Here is an 18,105-nt window from a genome sequence, read left to right as displayed (position 1 = left end):
GGAGCTCCGCTGTTGGAACAGGCTGCCATATCAGGGACGGTCGGGGTAGCGACTGGTGTGTTCGCGCCGGGGCACATCGGCGAGCTGACCGGGATCGTGCCGTTCGAAATGGTCGATGAGGTACTGGCGGCCACGGGCGCGGTGCAGCGCAGGGTGCGGCTGGTGCCGGCTCGGGTCACGGTCTACCTGCTGCTGGCCGGGGCGTTGTTCGCCGGGTTGGGCTACGGGCAGGTCTTCGAGCGGTTGTGTGCCGGGCTACCGGGCCCGGCGCCGGTCCGCCCCAGCGGCAGTGCGCTGCGCCAGGCCCGTCAGCGGCTGGGGCCGGCACCGCTGAAAGCACTGTTCGACCTGGTGCGGGGGCCTGCTGCCACGACCGCAGCCGCCGGGATGTGGCGGGGGCTGAGGGTGGTCGCGGTCGACGGCACCCTGCTGCCCGTCCCGGACGCTGCGGCCAACCTCGCGGCGTTCACCCGGCAGCGGCTGGGCAACGGGATCTCGGGCTATCCGCAGCTGCGGCTGGCCCTGCTGGTCGCCTGCGGGACCCGCTCGGTGATCGGGGCCGCCTTCGGCCCGGCCTCGATCGGCGAGCTGGAGTACGCCCGCCGCCTGGCGGGGGACCTGCGCACGGGGATGCTGCTCCTGGGCGACCGCATGTTCGCCTCGGCCGCGCTGCTGAACCAGTGGGCCGCCACTGGTGCCGACCTGCTGGTGCGCTGCAAAACGAACCGGAAACTGCCACCGGTGGCCCGCTGCCGCGACGGCTCGACGCTGGCCCGGATCGGTGCGCTGACCGTCCGCGTCATCGACGCCGAGATCACCGTCCGCACCGCCGACGGCACCCGCACCGGCCACTACCGGCTGCTGACCACCCTCACCGACCCCGCAACCCACCCGGCCGCCGAACTCGTCCGGCTCTACCACGAGCGCTGGGAGATCGAGACCGCCTACGCGGAGCTGAAGTCCACGATGCTGGGCGGACGCGTCCTGCGGGCCCGCACCCCGGCGGGCGTCGAGCAGGAAGTCTGGGCCCTGCTGACCGCCTACCAGGCACTACGGACCGCGATGACCGATGCCACCGACAGCATCCCGGGCACCGACCCGGACCGGGCCGGCTTCACCACCGCCCTCTCCGCCGCCCGGGACCAGCTCGTCCTGGCCGCCGGCGTCACCACCGCCACCGACATCGACCTCGTCGGCACCATCGGCCGCCACATCCTGGCCCACCTCCTACCCACCCGGCGGGTCCGCACCAAAGACCGCATCGTCAAACGAGCGATCTCCAAATACAACGCACGAGGACCCGCCATCGACCGGACCACCCACCAAGCCACCATCAGCATCCACATGCTCACAACCAGCCCTTGACACCACCCAACCCGCCCTAACTGAACGGCGTTGGCCCTAGAAGCGCCCCGGCTCCTCCTCGACCGGGAGGACGGCGGTGACACGGAAGCCGCCGGCCGGGGCCGGGCCGGAGTCCAGCGAGCCGCCGGCCGCGGCGAGGCGTTCGGTCAGGCCGCGCAGGCCGGTGCCGGTGCGCACCGTCGGGCAGGCGTCCTGCTCCGCCGGACCGGCACCGTTGTCCGTGATGGTCAGGTGCGTGCGGCCCGTCTCGGTCCGCAGCTCGATGGTCGCCTTCGAGGCGCGGCTGTGCCGTACCACGTTGGTGACCCCCTCGCGGACCACCCAGCCGAGCAGTGCCTCGGTCTGCGGCGGCAGCGGCGGGCCCGACTCCTGGACCACCACCTCGATGTCGGAGGCGGTCAACGCCGAGCGGGCCCGGTCCAGTTCGGTCGACAGGCTGCCCTCGCGGTAGCCGGTGACCGCCTCGCGGATCTCGGTCAGCGCCTGCCGGCCGACCGACTCGATGTCCGCGACCTGCGCGAGGGCCGCGTCCAGGTCGCGCGGTGCCAGCCGGCGGGCCGCCTCCGACTTCACCACGACCACCGAGAGGGTGTGCCCGAGCAGGTCGTGCAGGTCGCGGGAGAACCGCAGCCGCTCCTGCGCCACCGCGGACCTCGCCAGCTCCTGGCGGGTCGACTTCAACTGGTCCACCGCCTGGAAGAGCGTGATGATCACCGAGACCACCAGCCCGGACAGGAACGACCCGTACGCCAGGCTGATCGTCGACCAGAACCCCTCGTGGCGCAGGCCCGAGACGATCCCGGCGGCCGCGCTGGTCGGGACCAGCAGTATCCCCAGGGTCCGGCGGCTGCTGGCCACGCTGCCCACGCAGAGCGACACCAGCACGAACAGCAGCAGGAAGTTGCCGCCGTAGCCGATCGCCAGCGCCAGCGCGGTCGCGCCCAGGCCGCCCAGCAGGCGCAGCGGCACCGGCCCGGTCCCGTAGCGCGGGCTGAACGACGAGCGCACGGTCAGCACGTAGAGCGCGCAGAACGCCACGAGGCCCGCGCCCGCCAGCCACGCCAGCGGGACGTCGCCCCTGAGCACGTCGATCACCGGGCCCAGCGCCATCAGCAGCCACGGGATCAGGGCGTTGCCGTCGGGCTTCCGCAACTGCTCGATCTCGTCCTCGAGCCGCCCGTGCCGGCGCCACCACGTCTTCCCGCGCGACTCCGCGTCCCGCTCACGGCGTGCGCCGCGCCTCCGGCCGCGCCTGCCCTCGGGGTCCGGCGCGGCGTCGTCCGCCGTGCCGGACGTCTGTCTCGCGTCCACCGCCATCCCCGTCCCCGTCCGGTGTCGCGCCGCAGCGGCTTCGTGCGGCGCCCGCTCGTGCGGCCGGCCGACGAGCACGGCCACCGTACCCAAGCCGGAGCCAGGGTGCTCCCCAGGCGCTCCGGGTCCGCGGTGCATCAGTGGCTGCGGTGTATCGGTGGGTGTTGCGGACCAGCGGCCGTGCCGGACCAGCGGCCGTGCCGGATCAGCGGCCGCGGTGGATCAGCGGTCGCGGCGCCGCTGCCGCTTCTCCGCGCGCTCCCGCGCCGTCAGCTCCTCCTGCGCCCGCCGCTCCGCCTCGGCCTCGCGCCGGGTGTCCTCGCTGTCGCGCAGCAACTCCGCGGCGCTGAAGCGGCACAGCACGTGCCAGTCGTCGGCGTACTCGCCGGGGGCCCCGCTGCCGACCAGCAGGAAGCCGTCCGCCGACCGGAACAGCCGGGTCCGGGGCGGGTGCCGCTCCTGGCGCGGCTGGTAGGTGGTGGCGTGGCCCTCCAACCGGGCGAGCGCGTCCTCCCGGCTGCCGGTGACCACCTCCAGCACCCGGCAGCGCACGAAGCCGTACCGGCCTCCCTTGGACTCCTCGACGATCAGGCCCCAGCGCTCCGCCATCGGTTCCCCCCGGAATCCGGAACGCGGCACCCGCCGGGTGCCGCGTCCGTGTGTGCCTGCCGGCGGTCCGCCGGCGAACCGTCCGTGCGCCGGGTTCTCTCAGTTCCCGCCTTCGCGGCGGTGCTTGCCGTGCGGCGCCGCCGCCTCGGAGTCCTCCGGCGACGCCTCGCCCCGGTGGCGCCCCGCCATGTCCTCGTCCGTGCCATGGTGCGCCTGGTCGCGCACGTGATCGGCCCTGGTCGCGTCCGACATCGTTCCGCTCTCCCCGTGTGCCCGCGTGACTGCCTCGACCACCCGGGGCGTTCACCCTGGGTGACGCGGGCGAGTCTACCGAGGGTCACGCGACCGGGGTCAGCGGGGCCTTCTGGAGCGGGAGCACCGCGAGGGGGCGGCGGGCCCGGGGCAGGGCGCGCGGACGGACCAGCCGGGGCGCGGGCAGCGCGAGCGGCGCCGGGGCGGCCACCGGCGGCGGGTCGTACGCGTGCAGGGCGTCGGGCGCCGGCAGGTGGAGCGGGGAGCGCGGCAGCCAGCGGGCGGCCGGGCCGAGCCAGTCCGCGGGCGCGGGACGCCAGTGCAGGCGGCGCTCGCCCGGCCGCCACAGCGCGAGTGACGAGCGGCCGCCGGGCACCGCCGAGCGGAAGGCGACCACGCACGCCTCCGGGGTGAGGATCTGCCCGGGCTGCGCGGCGACCGGGGAGAGCAGCGCGCCGGCGACCCGCAGGGTGTCGGGGAAGCGCACCGGGTGGCGGCTGCCGAGCACGCCCCAGCCGAGCCGGGGCTCCCCGGTGGCGTCACTGCGGACGATCATCAGCCCGCTGTCCGGCTCGGCGAGCAGCAACCGGTCGTCGCTGTCCTCGGTGAGCTGGAGCAGGGGGCTGACCCGGCCGGCGAACAGGTCCACCGCGACCGCCTTCGTCCGACCGTCCAACTCGCGGTCGAGCGCGAGCAGTTGCCCGGTACGGTCCAGCCAGGCGCCACCGGTGCAGCGGCCGGGCACCGTCAGCAGGCGGACCGGGCCGCCCCCGCTGCCGCCCCCCGCGTCGCATAGCTGCCACACCGAGGTCGCGCCGCCCTCCGCGTCGTAACAGGTGGCGAAGGCGCCGAACGGCGCGGGCGGGAGCAGCCGCACCTCCGTGCCCGCCAGGGCGCCGATCCGCTGGGCGCCGGTGCCGGTGCCGGACGGGTAGAGCAGGGACAGGTCGTGGCAGGCGCCGGCGCGGACCGGACCCTCGCCGTCCCCGTCCCCGTCCCCGTCCTCCGCCCCGGTCCCGGCCGCGACTCCGGCGACGGTGCCGACCTCGCGCCGTACGAGCACGCGGCCGTCCGGCAGGGGGAGGACCTCGGTGCCCGGCTCCTCCGGCTGCGTGCCGGGCAGCGCCACGGCGTACGGCTCGGGCCCGTCCAGCGACCAGCGCTCGACGTACCAGCCGCCTCCCTCGCCCTCCTCGCTCGGCACGGTCACCTCGGCGAGGCAGGCCGCGTACGCCCCGTCCGCGCTGATCGTGAAGCCGGTGCGGCGCCGGACGGGCCCGGCCGGGACCGGCGCGGGAGCCGGCTCGGACGCCGGGGACGGGGCGGTCGCCGGGGACGGGGACGGGGTCCGCGGGGTGCCAGTGGTGTCGAGGGTCATGTGGGTTCTCCACCTCCGGCTCAGGACCGTAGTTTTCGCACGTGAGGACGATCAACGTGCACCGGGACAGTTCACACGTAAGGGTGTCGCTCCACGCGAACCGGCGCCGTCGTCCGAGCCGTTGTGCTGCGTCGGGCGCTCGCATCCCGGCCGCCCGGCGCGGCGGGTAACCTTCGTAGCGTGCCCGCACCCTCCCTTGCCGACGTGCTCTCCGCCCTCGACGCCCTCTGGCCGCCGGAGCTGGCCGAGTCGTGGGACGCCGTCGGCCCGGTCTGCGGCGACCCCTCCGCCGAGGTGCGCCGGGTGCTGTTCGCCGTCGACCCGGTGCAGGAGGTCGTCGACGAGGCCGTACGGCTCGGCGCGGACCTGCTCGTCACCCACCACCCGCTCTACCTGCGCGGCACCACCACCGTCGCGCCCGTCGGCCCGGCCGGCTTCAAGGGCCGGGTGGTGCACGACCTGATCCGCGGCGGCGTCGCGCTGCTGGTGGCGCACACCAACGCCGACCGGGCCGACCCCGGGGTCTCCGACGCGCTCGCCGCGGCCGTCGACCTGCGCGTCACCGGCCCGCTCGTCCCCGACCCGACCGATCCCGCGGGCCGCCGGGGCCTGGGTCGGCTGTGCGAGCTCGACGCGCCGCTGAGCCTCGCCGCGTTCGCGGCCCGGGCGGCGCGCGGACTGCCGGGCACCGCCGCCGGCCTGCGGATCGCCGGCGACCCGGACACCCCGATCCGCACCGTCGCGGTCTGCGGCGGCTCCGGCGACAGCCTGTTCGCCGAGGTCCGCGCGGCCGGTGTCGACGCCTTCCTCACCGCCGACCTGCGGCACCACCCGGCCTCCGAAGCCCGGCAGGCCGGCCCGCCCGCGCTGGTGGACGCCGCGCACTGGGCCACCGAGTGGCCCTGGTGCGCACAGGCGGCCGGCCAGCTCGACGAGATCTCCGACCGGCACGGCTGGAACCTGCGGACCCATGTCTCGCGGACGGTCACGGACCCGTGGACGCTCCACGCGCCGTCCACCGCGCCGGACCCGTCCGACGTGCCCGGGCCGCCCGGCCCGGCCGACCCGTCGCCGTACCCGAATTCCCCTTCCAGCAGCTCAGGAGCCCCCCGCTGAACGCCGCGCCCGCCGACCAGATCCGACTTCTCGAAGTCCAGGCCCTCGATGCGCGTATCGCGCAGCTCGACCACAAGCGCCGCAACCTGCCCGAGCACGCCGAACTGGAGCGGCTGGGCGCCGACCTCGCCCAGCTCCGCGACCTGCTCGTCGCCGCCCGCACCGAGGAGAGCGACACCGCCCGCGAGCAGACCAAGGCGGAGCAGGACGTGGACCAGGTGCGGCAGCGCTCCGCCCGCGACCAGCAGCGGCTCGACTCCGGGATGGTCACCTCCCCCAAGGACCTGGAGAACATCCAGCGCGAGATCGCCTCGCTCGCCAAGCGCCAGTCCGACCTGGAGGACGTCGTCCTGGAGGTGATGGAGCGCCGCGAGAGCGCGCAGGAGCGCGGCACCGAACTCGCCGGCCGGGTCGAGGCGTTGGAGGCCGAGGTCGCCGAGGTCGAGCAGCGCAGGACCGCCGAGCTGGAGGGCATCGACGCCGAGGGCTTCACGGTGGCCAAGGAGCGCGAGGTGCTGGCCGCCGCCGTCCCCGACGACCTGATCAAGCTCTACGACAAGCTGCGCGCCCAGCAGGGCGGGATCGGCGCGGCCCGGCTCTACCAGAAGCGCTGCGAGGGCTGCCGGCTGGAGCTGAACATCACCGAGCTGAACGAGGTGCGCAGCGCTCCGGCCGACACCGTGGTGCGGTGCGAGAACTGCCGGCGCATCCTGGTGCGCACCGCCGACTCCGGGCTGTAGCGCGGTGACCGCGGGCGCGCCCGACCCGTCGGCCGCGCCCGATCTGGGCGCCCCCACCACGCTCGTGCTGCTGCGGCACGGCGAGACGCCGCTCACCGGCGAACGGCGGTTCTCCGGCAGCGGGGGAGGAGACCCGGACCTTTCGGAGCGGGGCCGGGCGCAGGCGGAGCTGGCCGCGGGGGAACTGGCCGCGGCGCCGCCGGCCGCGGGGGAGGGATCGGCGCCCGGGGACCCGGGTGCCGGGACCGGCTTCGGGGCCGTCGGCCACGCCCCCGTGCGCGCGGTGGTCAGCTCGCCGCTCGCCCGCTGCCGGCAGACCGCCGCCGCTGCCGCCGCGCGCCTGGGGCTGGACGTCACCGTCGACGAGGGCCTGCGCGAGACGGACTTCGGCGCGTGGGACGGCCTCACCTTCGCGGAGGCGCGGCGGCGCGACCCGGACACGATGACCGCCTGGCTCGGCGATCCGCGGGTCGCCCCGCCGGGCGGGGAGAGCTTCGAGCAGGTCGCGGCCCGGGTGGAGGCAGCCCGCGACGCGCTGCTCGCCGCGCACCGGGGCACGACCGTCCTGCTGGTCAGCCATGTCACGCCGATCAAGACGCTGGTCCGGCTCGCCCTCGGCGCCCCGCCCGAGGCGCTCTTCCGGATGTACCTGGCCCCGGCGGCCCTGTGCGCGGTGGACCACTACGCCGACGGCAACGCGTCCGTGCGGTATGTCAACGCGACGGCGCACCTGCGCGGGGACGTGGCCGCGGGCCGGGGGGAGTAGGCCGCCGGCGGCGGGGGCGGTGCGGCGCTCGCCGGCGCCCGGGCTCGTCGCAGTCCGGGCTTGTCGCCGCGCCGGACCGTTGCCGCTCGGGCTTGTCGCCGCGCCGGATCGTTGCCGCTCGGGCTTGTCGCCGCGCCGGATCGTCGCCGCCCGGGTTCGCCACCCCGCGACCGCTCGGGACGGGCCGCTCGGGCGGCCCCCGGGGCCGAACAGGGCGTGGACCGGGAGCACCTCACCCCGCCAGCGCGGCCGCCTCGCGGGCCAGCCCGGTGACCCGGTCCCACGCCTTCGCCCGCAGCGCGTCCGCCGGCAGCATCCAGGTGCCGCCCACGCAGGCGACGTTGGGCAGCGCGAGGTAGCCCGACGCGCGGGCGGCGTCGATGCCGCCGGTCGGGCAGAACCGCGCGCGGGGCAGCGGCGACCACAGCGACTTCAGGTACGGTGCCCCGCCGGCCGCCTCGGCGGGGAAGAACTTCATGTCGGTCACCCCCTGCTCCAGGAGCCGCAGCACCTCCGACGCCGTCGAGACGCCGGGGAGGAAGGGCAGGCCCGAGCCGTGCATCGCGTCGAGCAGCCGCTCGGTGCAGCCCGGGCTGACCAGGAACCGCGCGCCCGCGGCCTCCGCCGCCGCCACGTGGTCCGGGCCGAGTACCGTGCCCGCGCCCACCACCGCGTCCGGCACGTCGCGCGCGATCGCGGCGATCGCGTGCAGCGCGGCGGGGGTGCGCAGGGTCACCTCGATCGCCGGCAGTCCCCCCGCTACGAGCGCCCGCGCGAGCGGTACGGCGTCCGCGGCGTCCTCCAGCACGACCACGGGGACGACGGGGGCGAGGTCGAGAACGCTGTCCATGCGGTCATCCTGGCCGCGGCCACCACCTCGCGCAACGGCCGTTGCGTTCCCTGCAACGGGGTGGGGTGGTGGACCCTCCGGGGCGAGGCGTCCCGTCGGTTCGGTTCGGGGACCACTCGGCGGTGGGGGCCGATGGCACGGTTCCGCGCCTCCGACGGGGCGTCAGCGGAGGAGGACGTCCAGTCGGGGGGAGCCGTCGTGCCGTTCGACCTCGAACCCGAGGTCGCGGAGGGCGGCGGCGAGGCCGGCGACGTCCTTCGGCGCCGCCCCGGCCGTCAGCAGCGCGCGCAGCAACTCCCCCTTGGTCGCCTTGTTGAAGTGGCTGACCACGGACCGCTTCTCGACGCCCGCGACAACGCTCACCTGGAGCACCCGTACCGTCGCCGTACGCCGCGCGACGTCCCCCCATGGCTTCCAGGCGGCCGCGTACGCGGCTGAGCGCAGGTCGAGCACGAGCCCGCCGTCGGCGACCTCGGGCAGCACGGCGTCGAGGTGCGGGCGCCAGTACCCGGCGAGGCCGCCGGTGCCCGGCAGCCGTACCCCCATCGAGCAGCGGTAGGACGGCACCCGGTCGGCCGGCCGCAGCACGCCCCACAGCCCGGAGAAGACCAGCACCGAGCGGCGGGCCCGGCGCAGCGCGGCGGAGTCGAGGGTGGCCAGGCCGAGCGCGTCGTAGAGCACCCCGGTGTAAAGGTCGGCCGCCGGCAGCGCGGGCGCGGTCCGCAGCGCCGCGTTCTTGGCGATCTCCCCGCGCAACCCGGGGGTGAGGCCGAGCACTTCGGCCGCCTTGTCCTCGTCGCCCGCGCACAGGCCGACCAGTTCGTCGAGGACGGCCTCGCGCGCGCCGGTCAGCGCGGGCAGCGACAGCCCGTCCAGCGCGAGCGGCCGCCCCCGTACGGCGGTGGCCTTCCCCTCGGACGGCGGCAGCAGGACGAGCACGGCTTCTCCCTCGCGGATCTACGGGTCCTCCCGGCCGCCTTGCGCCGCGGCCGTCCTGAGCAGCCTACGGCCGCGGACGACGGCCCCGCCCCGTGCCCGGGGCGGGGCCGTGTCGACGCCGGGTCCCGAAGAGGCCGAACGGGACCCGGCGGCTCGGTCGGCTCCGTCCGTCGCGTCGGACGGAGCCGTCGGTGGGGGCCGTCGGGCGGCCCGGCCGCCGGTGCCGTCGGACACCGGCCGTCGGGTCGGCGGCCGGCGGCCGTCAACTCCTGGCGAAGGCGAGCAGGTCGGCGTTGATCACGTCGGCCTGGGTGGTGATCATCCCGTGCGGGAAGCCCGCGTAGGTCTTGAGCGTGCCGTTCGGGAGCAGTTCGGCCGACAGCGGGCCGGCGTCGGCGTAGGGCACGATCTGGTCGTCGTCGCCGTGCATGACCAGCACCGGGATCGTGATCTGCTTCAGGTCCCCGGTGAAGTCGGTCTGGCTGAAGGCGACGATGCCGTCGTGGTGCGCCTTCGCCGCGCCGGTCATGCCCTGGCGCCACCAGTTCTGGATGACGGCCTCGTCGGGCTCCACCCCGTCCCGGTTGAAGCCGTAGAACGGGCCGGCCGCCACCTCCCGGAAGAACGACGAGCGGCGGGTGGCGGTCTGGACCTGGAAGTCGTCGAAGACGCTCTTGGGCAGGCCGCCCGGGTTGCCGTCGGTGCGGACCATCAGCGGCGGCACCGCGCTGATCAGCACGGCCTTGGCCGCCCGGTCCTGCCCGTGCCGCGCCAGGTAGCGTACGACCTCGCCGCCGCCGGTGGAGTGGCCGACGTGGATCGCGTCGCGCAGGTCCAGGTGCTCGACCACCGCGGCCAGGTCGTCGGCGTAGTGGTCCATGTCGTGGCCGTCGGGGCCCTGGGAGGACCGCCCGTGCCCGCGCCGGTCGTGCGCGACCACCCGGAAGCCCTGGCCGAGGAAGTACATCATCTGCGGGTCCCAGTCGTCGGACGACAGCGGCCACCCGTGGCTGAACACCACGGGCTGACCCGAACCCCAGTCCTTGTAGAAGATCTCCGTGCCGTCGCTCGTCGTCACGAAACCCATGGCTCTCCCAATCATTGTGTGACGGGCGGTGTGGTCGTTCCGGAATCTCCGCGTGGCGGGCGCGCATTGACGCGGGTGCGGAAACTCTCCCTCGTCAAATTTACCGCCGGTCGGCACGCGCCGCAGCGCAGCGCCCTTACCCCCGGGCGGAATCGTAAACGCCCTCGCGCGCGGAATTTCCGCCGACCGGGAGTTCCTCCGGGGGAGGTGACCGCGTCCAGGGCACGCGGCGCGATCCGCCGGCCGCCGCTCCGCGCGCGGGGACCCAGCCGAGCGGGTCGCGGCCGGCGGCGGACCGCCCGTGCCGGTGCCGGATCACCGCGGTCGGCGGCACCACCCGCCGTTGTCCGAGGGACTTCCGAGGGACTTTTCGCGGCCTGACGCGGCAAGCCCCTGAAAAACCGGAAAGGGCCTCCGACTCTGGTCAGAGGCCCTTTCCAGGAAAAGCCGCAGGAGGCGGCAGACGAGTCGGGCTGTACGCCGGGTTCTGTCGCCCGGTCGCCTCGCGGCGGCCGGGGAGACGGCCATCCATCTAGGGCTGCCGTTGCCGACAGCCTCATGCGGTCTACCCGCGAACTCGGGCGGGCAGCCCTCGAACGTCCGCGCGGGGCCATATCGCTATGGCGCCCTCTTGACCTTGCTCCAGGTGGGGTTTACCTAGCTGCCCAGGTCGCCCTGGGCACTGGTGGTCTCTTACACCACCGTTTCACCCTTACCGGCGACCGAAATCCCCGGCGGTCTGTTTTCTGTGGCACTGTCCCGCGGGTCACCCCGGGTGGCCGTTAGCCATCACCTTGCCCTGTGGAGCCCGGACGTTCCTCGGCGGATCACTGCTGATCCGACGCGACCGTCCGCCCGGCTCGTCTGCCGTACCCCCAGTCTAGCCCGTCGCCGGGGGCTCCCACGGCGGGTCACGACCCCGGTAACGGACGGAACCCTGGCAGGCGCACAGCGACGATGAAGCGCCCTCAGGGCGGTGGCCGGCGCAGGGCCGGTGACCGTGAAGCTCTGGCCGCGATCATCTTCGTGGCGGAGGTGGTGGGTGGTCGGCAGGGGTGTCAGCGGTGTGCGGGGAAGTCCGGCTGCTCGGGACCGTGCGGGATGTCGATACGTTCCTCGCCGGTGCGCAGTGCTCGAAGGATCACGCGACCCACGTATTCGGGTGAATGCGCCACCATGCCCGAAGGCAGTTCGCCGTCCTCGTAGAACTCGGTCCGGGTGACCGACGGCAGCACCACCGAAAGCTGGATGTTCTCGTCCGCGAGTTCGAGTCGACCGACCTGGCTGAGCCAGTTCACCGCGGTTTTGGCCGCCGGATAGATGGCGTTGCCCGCCATCGGCATCTGAGTCGCGCCGGAGCTGATGTTCACGATGCGGCCGTGGCCGGCCGCCCGCATGTGGGGCAGCACCGCCTGGATGGCGGTCACGGTGCTCACGACGTTCAGATTCAGCAGGTCCAGGAACGCGGCCGGGGTGATGGCGTCCAGCCGGTGGAAGGCGCCCGCTCCCGCGTTGTTGACCAGGCCGTCCACCCGGCCGTACGTGTCGACGGTGGCCTGCACGAGTGCGTGCACCTGCTCGGGCACCGTCACGTCGGTGGGCACGGCCAAGGCCCCGCCGAGTTCGTCGCCCAAGGTCTCGATCCGGTCGGCCCGCCGCGCCGCGAGGACCGGGCGAGCGCCGGCCTCGTGCAGACACCTTGCTGTCGCTTCGCCGATTCCGGACGAGGCTCCGGTGACGATGACGACGTGCCCGGTAAGGGGATTTTCCACTGGTCGCTCCCGAGATGGTGACAGGCAGAGGGATGCGAGGGAGATTAATGGGTGAACCCAGTCCCTTTCGGTACGCATCCCGGGATCAGTAAATGACGGCCCGCGCCGGATGGGAAATACCTTGTCTCTTCGAACTGATATCCTGCGGGTATGAATGAGCTGGAGACGCGCCAGTTGCGTTATTTCGTGGCAGTGGCCGAGGAGGAGCACTTCGGCAGGGCCGCCGAGAGGCTGGGGATGGCGCAGCCGCCGCTGTCGCGTGCCATCGGCGCTCTGGAGCGGCAGCTCGGGGTGCAGTTGTTCGTGCGGACCACGCGCCGGGTCGCCCTCACCCGGGCAGGCCGGGTCCTGCTCGACCACGCGCGGGTGGCTCTGGAGGCCGTGGCCCTGGCGGAGAGCCGTGCCCGGCATGCCGGGGCTGGCGAACCGACGCTGCGGCTGGCGCTGAAGGCGGACCAGGACGCGGGTCTGCTGCCGGGGATTCTCGCCGCCTACAAGGACACACCGGTCGAACTGCTGCTGGGCGCGTACGGCGAACAGGCGACGGCACTGCGCGACGGGAGGGCGGACGTGGCGCTCATCGTGGACACAGTCGACGACAGCAGGCTGGACAGCGAGGTTCTGGTCACCGGGCCGCGTGTCGTGGCCCTGGCCGCGTCCGACCCGCTCGCTTCCCGCCCGAGCCTGCGCCTGCCGGACCTGACGGGACGGAGCCTGCCGCACGGGCAGCCCGCCGAACACGGCTACCCCGCGCCGTCCGTGCCGCGCAACCTGCTCGATCACTCGCAGATCTTCAACCTGATCGAAGTGGGCGGTGCCGTCTGGTTCCTGCCCGTCTGGGTGGCCGAACGCTTCCCCCGGCCCGGCATCGTCTATCGCCCCATCGCCGGACTGGCCCCGGCCACGCTCTCCATCGCCTGGCCGGAACGGTCGCGCTCCACCGCGGTAGCCTCCTTCGTGCGCACGGCCCAGCGCGTGGCACGTACCGCTCCCGAAGCGCGTATATCAGCCGGAACCGGAGCACGGGGCCTGCCTCCTGCGGGCGGTCGGTGACGGCGCAGAGCTCCGTCGCCTCCGTTGCGCCGGCTCGAAGTCCAGGGGGCCCGCAGTCCCTGACGAGAGTGCTTCAGGCGAGGGCGAAGTAGCGCAGCCACAGGTAGAGGGCGGAGACGCCGATGGTGGCGGCGGTGACGACGAGGCCGTAGCGGGTGAACTGCCAGAAGCCGATGGGGTGGCGGGCGCGTTCGGCGATGCCGAGGACGACGACGTTGGCGGAGGCGCCGATGGCGGTGGCGTTGCCGCCGAGGTCGGCGCCGGCGGCCAGCGCCCACCACATGACGTGGTCCCCGGCGCCGCCGAGGTGGTGGACGAGGTCGGCGGTGACGGGTGCCATGGTCGCGACGTAGGGGATGTTGTCGATGACGCCGGACAGCACACCGGAGGCGCCGAGCATGAGCAGGGAGCCGCCGAGTTCCCTGTCGCCGACGGCGTCGGCGAGGGCGTCGGAGACGTGGGTGACGACACCGGTCTCGATGAGCCCGCCGATCATGACGAAAAGGCCGGCGAAGAACGCCAGGGTCGGCCATTCGACCTCGGCCAGTACCTCGCCGGTCTCGGCACTGGAGACGGCCACCAGCAGGCCCGCGCCGAGCAGTGCCACGATGCTCGGCTCGAAGCCGATCACCGGGTGGAGCACGAATCCCGCGATCACCAGGCCGAGGACCGTCAGGCCCTGCGCGAGCATCCGCGGGTCGCGGATCGCCTCCCGGCCGTCCAGCGCGAGGACTTCCGCGGCGCGCTCCGCGTCGTGGGTGAACGCGGTGCGGAACATGATCCGGGCCAGGCCGATCAGGACCAGGACCAGGATCACGGCGAGCGGGGCGAGGTGGACCAGGAAGTCGTTGAAGGTCAGGCCGGCGCGGCTGCCGATGATGATGTTCGGCGGGTCGCCGACGAGGGTCGCTATCCCGCCGATGTTGGAGGCGAACACCTCGGCGATCAGGAACGGTGCGACCGGCAGTGCGAGGCGTTCGCAGATCAGCAGGGTCACGGGGGCGACGAGCAGCACCGTGGTGACGTTGTCGAGCAGCGCGGAGGCGGTGGCGGTGATGACGACGAGCATCACCATGACGCGGAAGGGCTGTGCGCGGGCCCTTCGTACCGACCAGATCGCGAGGTACTCGAACAGGCCGGTGCGTTTGAGCACGCCGACGATCATCATCATGCCCATCAGCAGGAAGATGACGTTCCAGTCGATGCCGGAGCGTTCGGAGTAGAACGCGGCTTTGCCGTCGGTCGCCCCGACCAGCAGCATCAGCGCGGCACCGCCCATCGCGGCGGCGACGCGGTGGACGCGTTCGCTGATGATCAGGGCGTAGGTGCCGGCGAAGACGGCGACGGCGGCCCAGGCGTGCCAGTTCACGCGACGGACAGCAGGCGGTCGAGGAGGTGGGAGGCGGTGATCACGCCGATCAGCCGGGGTCCGTCGGGTTCCTCCGCCATGACGGCGACCAGCGGGCTGCGTTCGCGGGCCATCAGCGCCGCGACCTCCAGCAGGGTGTCGTCGTCGGCGACCGCCGGCGCCGCGGTGCGCTCCCGGGGCAGGATGTCGGCGACCGCGCGGTCCGCCAGGGAGGCGCAGAGCCGGTCGGCGTGCCGTTCGTCGACGACCGCGGCGAGCGCGGGGTCCTCGATCACGTAGCTGGGCACCAGCAGGCGGACGAACCTGGAGGCCGGCAGGATCGCGTACGGTGCGCCGTCCGCGTCCACGACGAGTACGCCGGGCAGGTGGCGGTCCGCCACCAGCCGGGCCGCGTTCAGCGCGGGGCTGCCGAGGGTCACGGTCGGGTAGGGCTGGGCGAGTTCACGCGCGCGCATGTGAGGTCCCCTGGATACGGGCCGCGTTCGCGGGGACTGGTGCGCCCGCATCGGGCGGGGGAACGGGCGCGCCGAGCCGCCTGCCGATCGGAAGGGCGGGGCACACGGCGGCGGGTGGACGCCTCGGCGGCACCGGGGGAGCGGCGCGGCCCGGCGGCGCGGTACGACCGCGCCGGGGAAGGGAGTGCGGGGTGAGGAGGCGACGACGGATTCCACGGGCGACTCCGATCAGCGAAGAGAGTTCTCTCGTATTCGCCGACCAGACTTCCCGGCACACCGATGGCCAACTTACACGAGCACCGGGCGGCCACGGGGGGAGTCCGGCCGCTGCCCCCCGCTGCCCGTCGAGTCCGGGGGCGGAGCGACGCACCCGAGGGCATCTTGGCATACTGCAAACATGAGGCAGGGCAATTACGGGAGGCGGGTCCGCGTCGCCGCCGTCGGCGGGCCGGCCTCAGTGGTGGCACCTCGCCGCGGACAGCCGCTGCTGGTCCCTGGCCCTCGTCGTCACGCCCGGCCAGGCAGGTGACGCGCTCGCCCTCCGCCACGGCCGGCCTGCTTCCGGGGCGGCGAAAACGGCGCCCCGGCATCGAGTACGTCCCCTGGCTTCGCGCCTGCGGCCGGGCGCGAGGGGCGGTAGCCTGCGGGCAGGGGGGCTGACCTGCGGAGGATGCCATGCCGCCCACGATCGGGTCGTTCACCTTGGCGTTCGGGCTGGTCGCGATACCGGTGCAGATGATCGGTGCGACCCGGAGCCACAAGATCAGCTTCCGGCAGGTCCACACCGAGGACATGGGGCGGGTGAAGTACCGCAGGACCTGCGAGGCCGACGGCGCGGTCCTCGCCCAGGACGAGATCGGCAGGGCGTGGGAGGCCCCCGACGGCAGGCTCGTACCCGTCAGCGACGACGAGCTCGACGAAATGCCGCTGCCCACGGCGAAGACGATCGAGGTCAGCGGCTTCCTGGAGCTGGCCGCGGTCCCGCCGGAGTACTTCGACCGGCCGTACTTCCTGACCCCGCAGAGCGAGGCCGCGAACAAGCCGTACGTGCTCATGCGCGAGGCCCTGTCCAAGGCGGGCAAGGCGGCCGTCGGGAAGTACGCGGCGCGCGGGTCCGGCGAGGCCCTCGCCCTGATCTACCCGGCCGGCGACGTCCTGGTCGCGCACAGGCTGCACTGGCCCGATGAGATCCGCAGCGCGGCCGGCGCGGAACCGACCGCCGACGTGGACCTCGCCGACGACGAGGTCGGCGCCGCACTGGAGTACATCTCCGCCATGGGCGACCTCGACATGCAGCAGATGCACGACCAGTACGCGGAAGCCGTCCAGGCCCTGGTCGAAGCGAAGGTCGGACACCAGGCCCCGCCGACGCCCGCCGAGGGCGAGCGCGAAGAGGCGGGCGTCACCGATCTGATGTCCGCGCTGAAGGCCGCCACCGACCGGGCACGCGCCGACCGGGGCCAGGACGAGGACGCGCAGGTGCACCACATGCACGAGCGACGCGCCACGAAGAAGAAGGCGTCGGCGAAGAAGACCGCGAAGAAGGCGACGGAGAAGAAGGCGACGACGGCGAAGAAGACCGCAGCGAAGAAGACCGCGGCGAAGAAGACGACGCGCAAGCGCGCCGGCTGACCGTCCGCCGCTCAGGCCTTGGGCGTGAATGCGGCACCGGCCGACGAACCCGTGGCCCCGTGAACCGCTCGACCCGGCCCCGGCCCCGTCGCCGTCCTCGGCAGGGGGATGGGGACCGCCGGGTCCGGCCGGACTCCCCGTGCCCGGCCGGACGGCCGTTGTCCCGGCCGGACTTCCCGTGTTCCGGCCGGAGGGACGACACGCCGGGGCCGGGTCGCGGCGGGCGGACACCGCGACCCGGCCCCGGCGGGTGGAACATCCGGCGGTCCGTGTGCAGGCGCGGACCGCCGGGGACCCTCGGTCAGGGGCGGATCAGGGTGTGACGACGATCTTCTTGCCGGGCGAGGACGCCTGCGCCTCCCACGCCTTGGTGGCGTCCTCCAGCGCGTAGGTGGCCGTCGGCAGCACGAACGAGCCGGCCGCGGCGAGGGCCGCGACGCGGTTGTACGCGGCGTACGCGTCGGCCGGCTTCGCCGTGGTCCCGCTGAAGCCGATGAGCGAAAGCTGCGCGCCGCGGAGCATCTCCACCCGGAACGCGCTCTCGTCGCCCGCCGCCGCGCCGACGTTCAGGTAGCGCCCGCCGGGCAGCAGGCAGGCCAGCGCCGGCACCGCCCACGCGCCCCACAGCGGGTCGACGACCAGGTCGACCGGACCGCCGAGCGCCGCCAACTGCTCGGACAGCGGCTCGTCGCCGAGGACCGCCACGCCGTCCGCGTCGGCGACCTGGGCCAGCCGCTCGGGGTTGCGGCCGGCCGCGATGACGCGCTTGGCGCCGGCCAGCTTGGCGAGCTGGACCGCGGCCGTGCCCAGCGGGCCGGTCGCTCCCAGCACCAGGACGCTCTCGCCCTCCTGGAGGCCCGCCTTGCGCAGGGACAGGTCCGCGCCGGCGCCGACGGCGCCGATCGCCGCGGCGACCACGCTGTCCAGCCCGTCCGGGACCGGGATGCAGGCCCCTCGGTCGGTCAGCAGCAGCTCGGCCAGGCCGCCGTTGACCCCCGGCACCAGGCCGGCCGGCACCGTGGCGTGCACCCGGAGACCCTCGTCGGGGCCGGTCGCTATGGTCCCGACCACCTCGAAGCCGGGCACGTACGGGACCTTCGGCGGGCCGGCGCGGTGGTGGCCCTCCGCGACATGCAGGTCGATCGAGTTCAGAGCTGTCGCCTCGACCTTGACGACCACCTGCTTGTCGGTGGCCGGGGTCGGGTCGGCGAGGTCGGTCGCGTGCGGCGCGGCGCCGACTTCTTCGATCACTGCCGCTTTCATCGCTGCTGCTCCTTCTCGGCGGTGGCGCCGTGGGCGGCGTCAAGGGGTCGGCTGCCGGTGTCGTACGCGAGCGGTAAGGGAGGTGTCGAGACCATGCGCATGAGCCGGAGCGTAGCACGTGACCGACTGGTCGGTCACCGAATGTTCG

At 74.0% G+C, this 18,105-nt stretch carries 16 protein-coding genes, 1 other RNA gene and 1 pseudogene; 6 read left to right on the top strand and 12 right to left on the bottom strand.

Annotated features, from left to right (window positions below; genetic code table 11):
* Positions 1-12: 12 nt before the first annotated feature.
* On the top strand, positions 13-1,365 hold the full coding sequence (locus tag RVR_RS09810) for an IS4 family transposase (protein ID WP_237404605.1): 1,353 nt from the start codon (positions 13-15) through the stop codon (positions 1,363-1,365).
* Positions 1,366-1,401: 36 nt separating this feature from the next.
* Here the strand turns inward: RVR_RS09810 and RVR_RS09805 are convergent, their stop codons facing one another.
* From RVR_RS09805 to RVR_RS09790, 4 genes are all read right to left on the bottom strand, one after another.
* A complete protein-coding gene (locus tag RVR_RS09805) occupies positions 1,402-2,682 on the bottom strand; it encodes a sensor histidine kinase (RefSeq protein ID WP_202233467.1) in 1,281 nt (426 codons plus the stop codon).
* Between the two features lie 216 nt (positions 2,683-2,898).
* A complete protein-coding gene (locus RVR_RS09800; RefSeq protein ID WP_202233466.1) occupies positions 2,899-3,285 on the bottom strand; it encodes a hypothetical protein in 387 nt (128 codons plus the stop codon).
* 99 nt (positions 3,286-3,384) lie between these two features.
* On the bottom strand, positions 3,385-3,537 hold the full coding sequence (locus tag RVR_RS09795; RefSeq protein ID WP_202233465.1) for a hypothetical protein: 153 nt from the start codon (positions 3,535-3,537) through the stop codon (positions 3,385-3,387).
* An 85-nt stretch (positions 3,538-3,622) separates the two neighbouring features.
* Positions 3,623-4,915, bottom strand: a complete 1,293-nt coding sequence (locus RVR_RS09790; protein ID WP_202233464.1) for a hypothetical protein — start codon at positions 4,913-4,915, stop codon at positions 3,623-3,625.
* Between the two features lie 180 nt (positions 4,916-5,095).
* On the opposite strand from RVR_RS09790, the gene RVR_RS09785 reads away from it, so the two are divergent.
* The 3 genes and pseudogenes from RVR_RS09785 to RVR_RS09775 form a co-directional block, all read left to right on the top strand.
* Positions 5,096-6,031, top strand: a complete 936-nt coding sequence (locus tag RVR_RS09785; protein ID WP_202233463.1) for a Nif3-like dinuclear metal center hexameric protein — start codon at positions 5,096-5,098, stop codon at positions 6,029-6,031.
* Complete coding sequence (locus tag RVR_RS09780) at positions 6,028-6,771, top strand: zinc ribbon domain-containing protein (protein WP_202238511.1); 744 nt, start codon at positions 6,028-6,030, stop codon at positions 6,769-6,771. Before RVR_RS09785 ends, RVR_RS09780 begins: the two co-directional genes overlap by 4 nt.
* A 28-nt stretch (positions 6,772-6,799) precedes the next feature.
* Positions 6,800-7,537, top strand: a pseudogene (locus RVR_RS09775) (histidine phosphatase family protein); the annotation flags it as partial.
* Between the two features lie 232 nt (positions 7,538-7,769).
* Here the strand turns inward: RVR_RS09775 and eda are convergent.
* The 5 genes from eda to RVR_RS09750 all read right to left on the bottom strand — a co-directional run bounded on the left by eda (position 7,770) and on the right by RVR_RS09750 (position 12,185).
* The gene (eda, locus tag RVR_RS09770; RefSeq protein ID WP_202233461.1) at positions 7,770-8,387 is read right to left on the bottom strand and encodes a bifunctional 4-hydroxy-2-oxoglutarate aldolase/2-dehydro-3-deoxy-phosphogluconate aldolase; all 618 of its coding nucleotides are present in this window, start codon (positions 8,385-8,387) and stop codon (positions 7,770-7,772) included.
* A gap of 162 nt (positions 8,388-8,549) precedes the next feature.
* Positions 8,550-9,326 carry a peroxide stress protein YaaA gene (gene yaaA / locus RVR_RS09765; RefSeq protein ID WP_202233460.1) on the bottom strand — a complete coding sequence of 259 codons (777 nt, stop codon included), beginning with the start codon at positions 9,324-9,326 and terminating at the stop codon, positions 8,550-8,552.
* Positions 9,327-9,588: 262 nt separating this feature from the next.
* Positions 9,589-10,413, bottom strand: a complete 825-nt coding sequence (locus RVR_RS09760) for an alpha/beta fold hydrolase (RefSeq protein WP_202233459.1) — start codon at positions 10,411-10,413, stop codon at positions 9,589-9,591.
* A 460-nt stretch (positions 10,414-10,873) separates the two neighbouring features.
* Positions 10,874-11,276: RNase P RNA component class A (rnpB, locus tag RVR_RS09755), an RNA gene on the bottom strand.
* 195 nt (positions 11,277-11,471) lie between these two features.
* On the bottom strand, positions 11,472-12,185 hold the full coding sequence (locus RVR_RS09750) for an SDR family NAD(P)-dependent oxidoreductase (protein WP_202233458.1): 714 nt from the start codon (positions 12,183-12,185) through the stop codon (positions 11,472-11,474).
* Between the two features lie 150 nt (positions 12,186-12,335).
* Here RVR_RS09750 and RVR_RS09745 point away from each other — a divergent pair, with 150 nt between their 5' ends.
* Positions 12,336-13,238, top strand: coding sequence for a LysR family transcriptional regulator (locus RVR_RS09745; protein WP_202233457.1), 903 nt, complete (start codon positions 12,336-12,338; stop codon positions 13,236-13,238).
* Positions 13,239-13,311: 73 nt separating this feature from the next.
* On the opposite strand, the gene RVR_RS09740 is transcribed toward RVR_RS09745, so the two are convergent.
* Positions 13,312-14,607 carry an ArsB/NhaD family transporter gene (locus RVR_RS09740; protein WP_202233456.1) on the bottom strand — a complete coding sequence of 432 codons (1,296 nt, stop codon included), beginning with the start codon at positions 14,605-14,607 and terminating at the stop codon, positions 13,312-13,314.
* Complete coding sequence (locus RVR_RS09735; RefSeq protein ID WP_202233455.1) at positions 14,604-15,062, bottom strand: CBS domain-containing protein; 459 nt, start codon at positions 15,060-15,062, stop codon at positions 14,604-14,606. The genes RVR_RS09740 and RVR_RS09735 overlap by 4 nt, the downstream gene beginning before the upstream one ends.
* A 675-nt stretch (positions 15,063-15,737) precedes the next feature.
* Between RVR_RS09735 and ku the strand changes: the two genes are divergently transcribed.
* A complete protein-coding gene (gene ku, locus RVR_RS09730; protein WP_202233454.1) occupies positions 15,738-16,694 on the top strand; it encodes a non-homologous end joining protein Ku in 957 nt (318 codons plus the stop codon).
* A gap of 312 nt (positions 16,695-17,006) precedes the next feature.
* Here the strand turns inward: ku and RVR_RS09725 are convergent, their stop codons facing one another.
* A complete protein-coding gene (locus RVR_RS09725; RefSeq protein WP_202233453.1) occupies positions 17,007-17,957 on the bottom strand; it encodes a zinc-binding dehydrogenase in 951 nt (316 codons plus the stop codon).
* Between the last annotated feature and the right edge of the window lie 148 nt (positions 17,958-18,105).

It is taken from the genome of Streptomyces sp. SN-593, from assembly GCF_016756395.1.
Classification (GTDB): domain Bacteria; phylum Actinomycetota; class Actinomycetes; order Streptomycetales; family Streptomycetaceae; genus Actinacidiphila; species Actinacidiphila reveromycinica.
Note: the sequence above shows the minus strand (reverse complement) of the source record. Positions and strands in the feature narration are given on the sequence as shown.

Bases quoted from the DNA above. Each gene is read 5' to 3' on its own strand.
- RVR_RS09805 (WP_202233467.1), bottom strand. From the start codon at position 2,682: ATGGCGGTGGACGCGAGACAGACGTCCGGCACGGCGGACGACGCCGCG.
- RVR_RS09800 (WP_202233466.1), bottom strand. From the start codon at position 3,285: ATGGCGGAGCGCTGGGGCCTGATCGTCGAGGAGTCCAAGGGAGGCCGG.
- RVR_RS09795 (WP_202233465.1), bottom strand. From the start codon at position 3,537: ATGTCGGACGCGACCAGGGCCGATCACGTGCGCGACCAGGCGCACCAT.
- RVR_RS09790 (WP_202233464.1), bottom strand. From the start codon at position 4,915: ATGACCCTCGACACCACTGGCACCCCGCGGACCCCGTCCCCGTCCCCG.
- eda (WP_202233461.1), bottom strand. From the start codon at position 8,387: ATGGACAGCGTTCTCGACCTCGCCCCCGTCGTCCCCGTGGTCGTGCTG.
- RVR_RS09760 (WP_202233459.1), bottom strand. From the start codon at position 10,413: ATGGGTTTCGTGACGACGAGCGACGGCACGGAGATCTTCTACAAGGAC.
- RVR_RS09745 (WP_202233457.1), top strand. From the start codon at position 12,336: ATGAATGAGCTGGAGACGCGCCAGTTGCGTTATTTCGTGGCAGTGGCC.
- RVR_RS09735 (WP_202233455.1), bottom strand. From the start codon at position 15,062: ATGCGCGCGCGTGAACTCGCCCAGCCCTACCCGACCGTGACCCTCGGC.
- ku (WP_202233454.1), top strand. From the start codon at position 15,738: ATGCCGCCCACGATCGGGTCGTTCACCTTGGCGTTCGGGCTGGTCGCG.
- RVR_RS09725 (WP_202233453.1), bottom strand. From the start codon at position 17,957: ATGAAAGCGGCAGTGATCGAAGAAGTCGGCGCCGCGCCGCACGCGACC.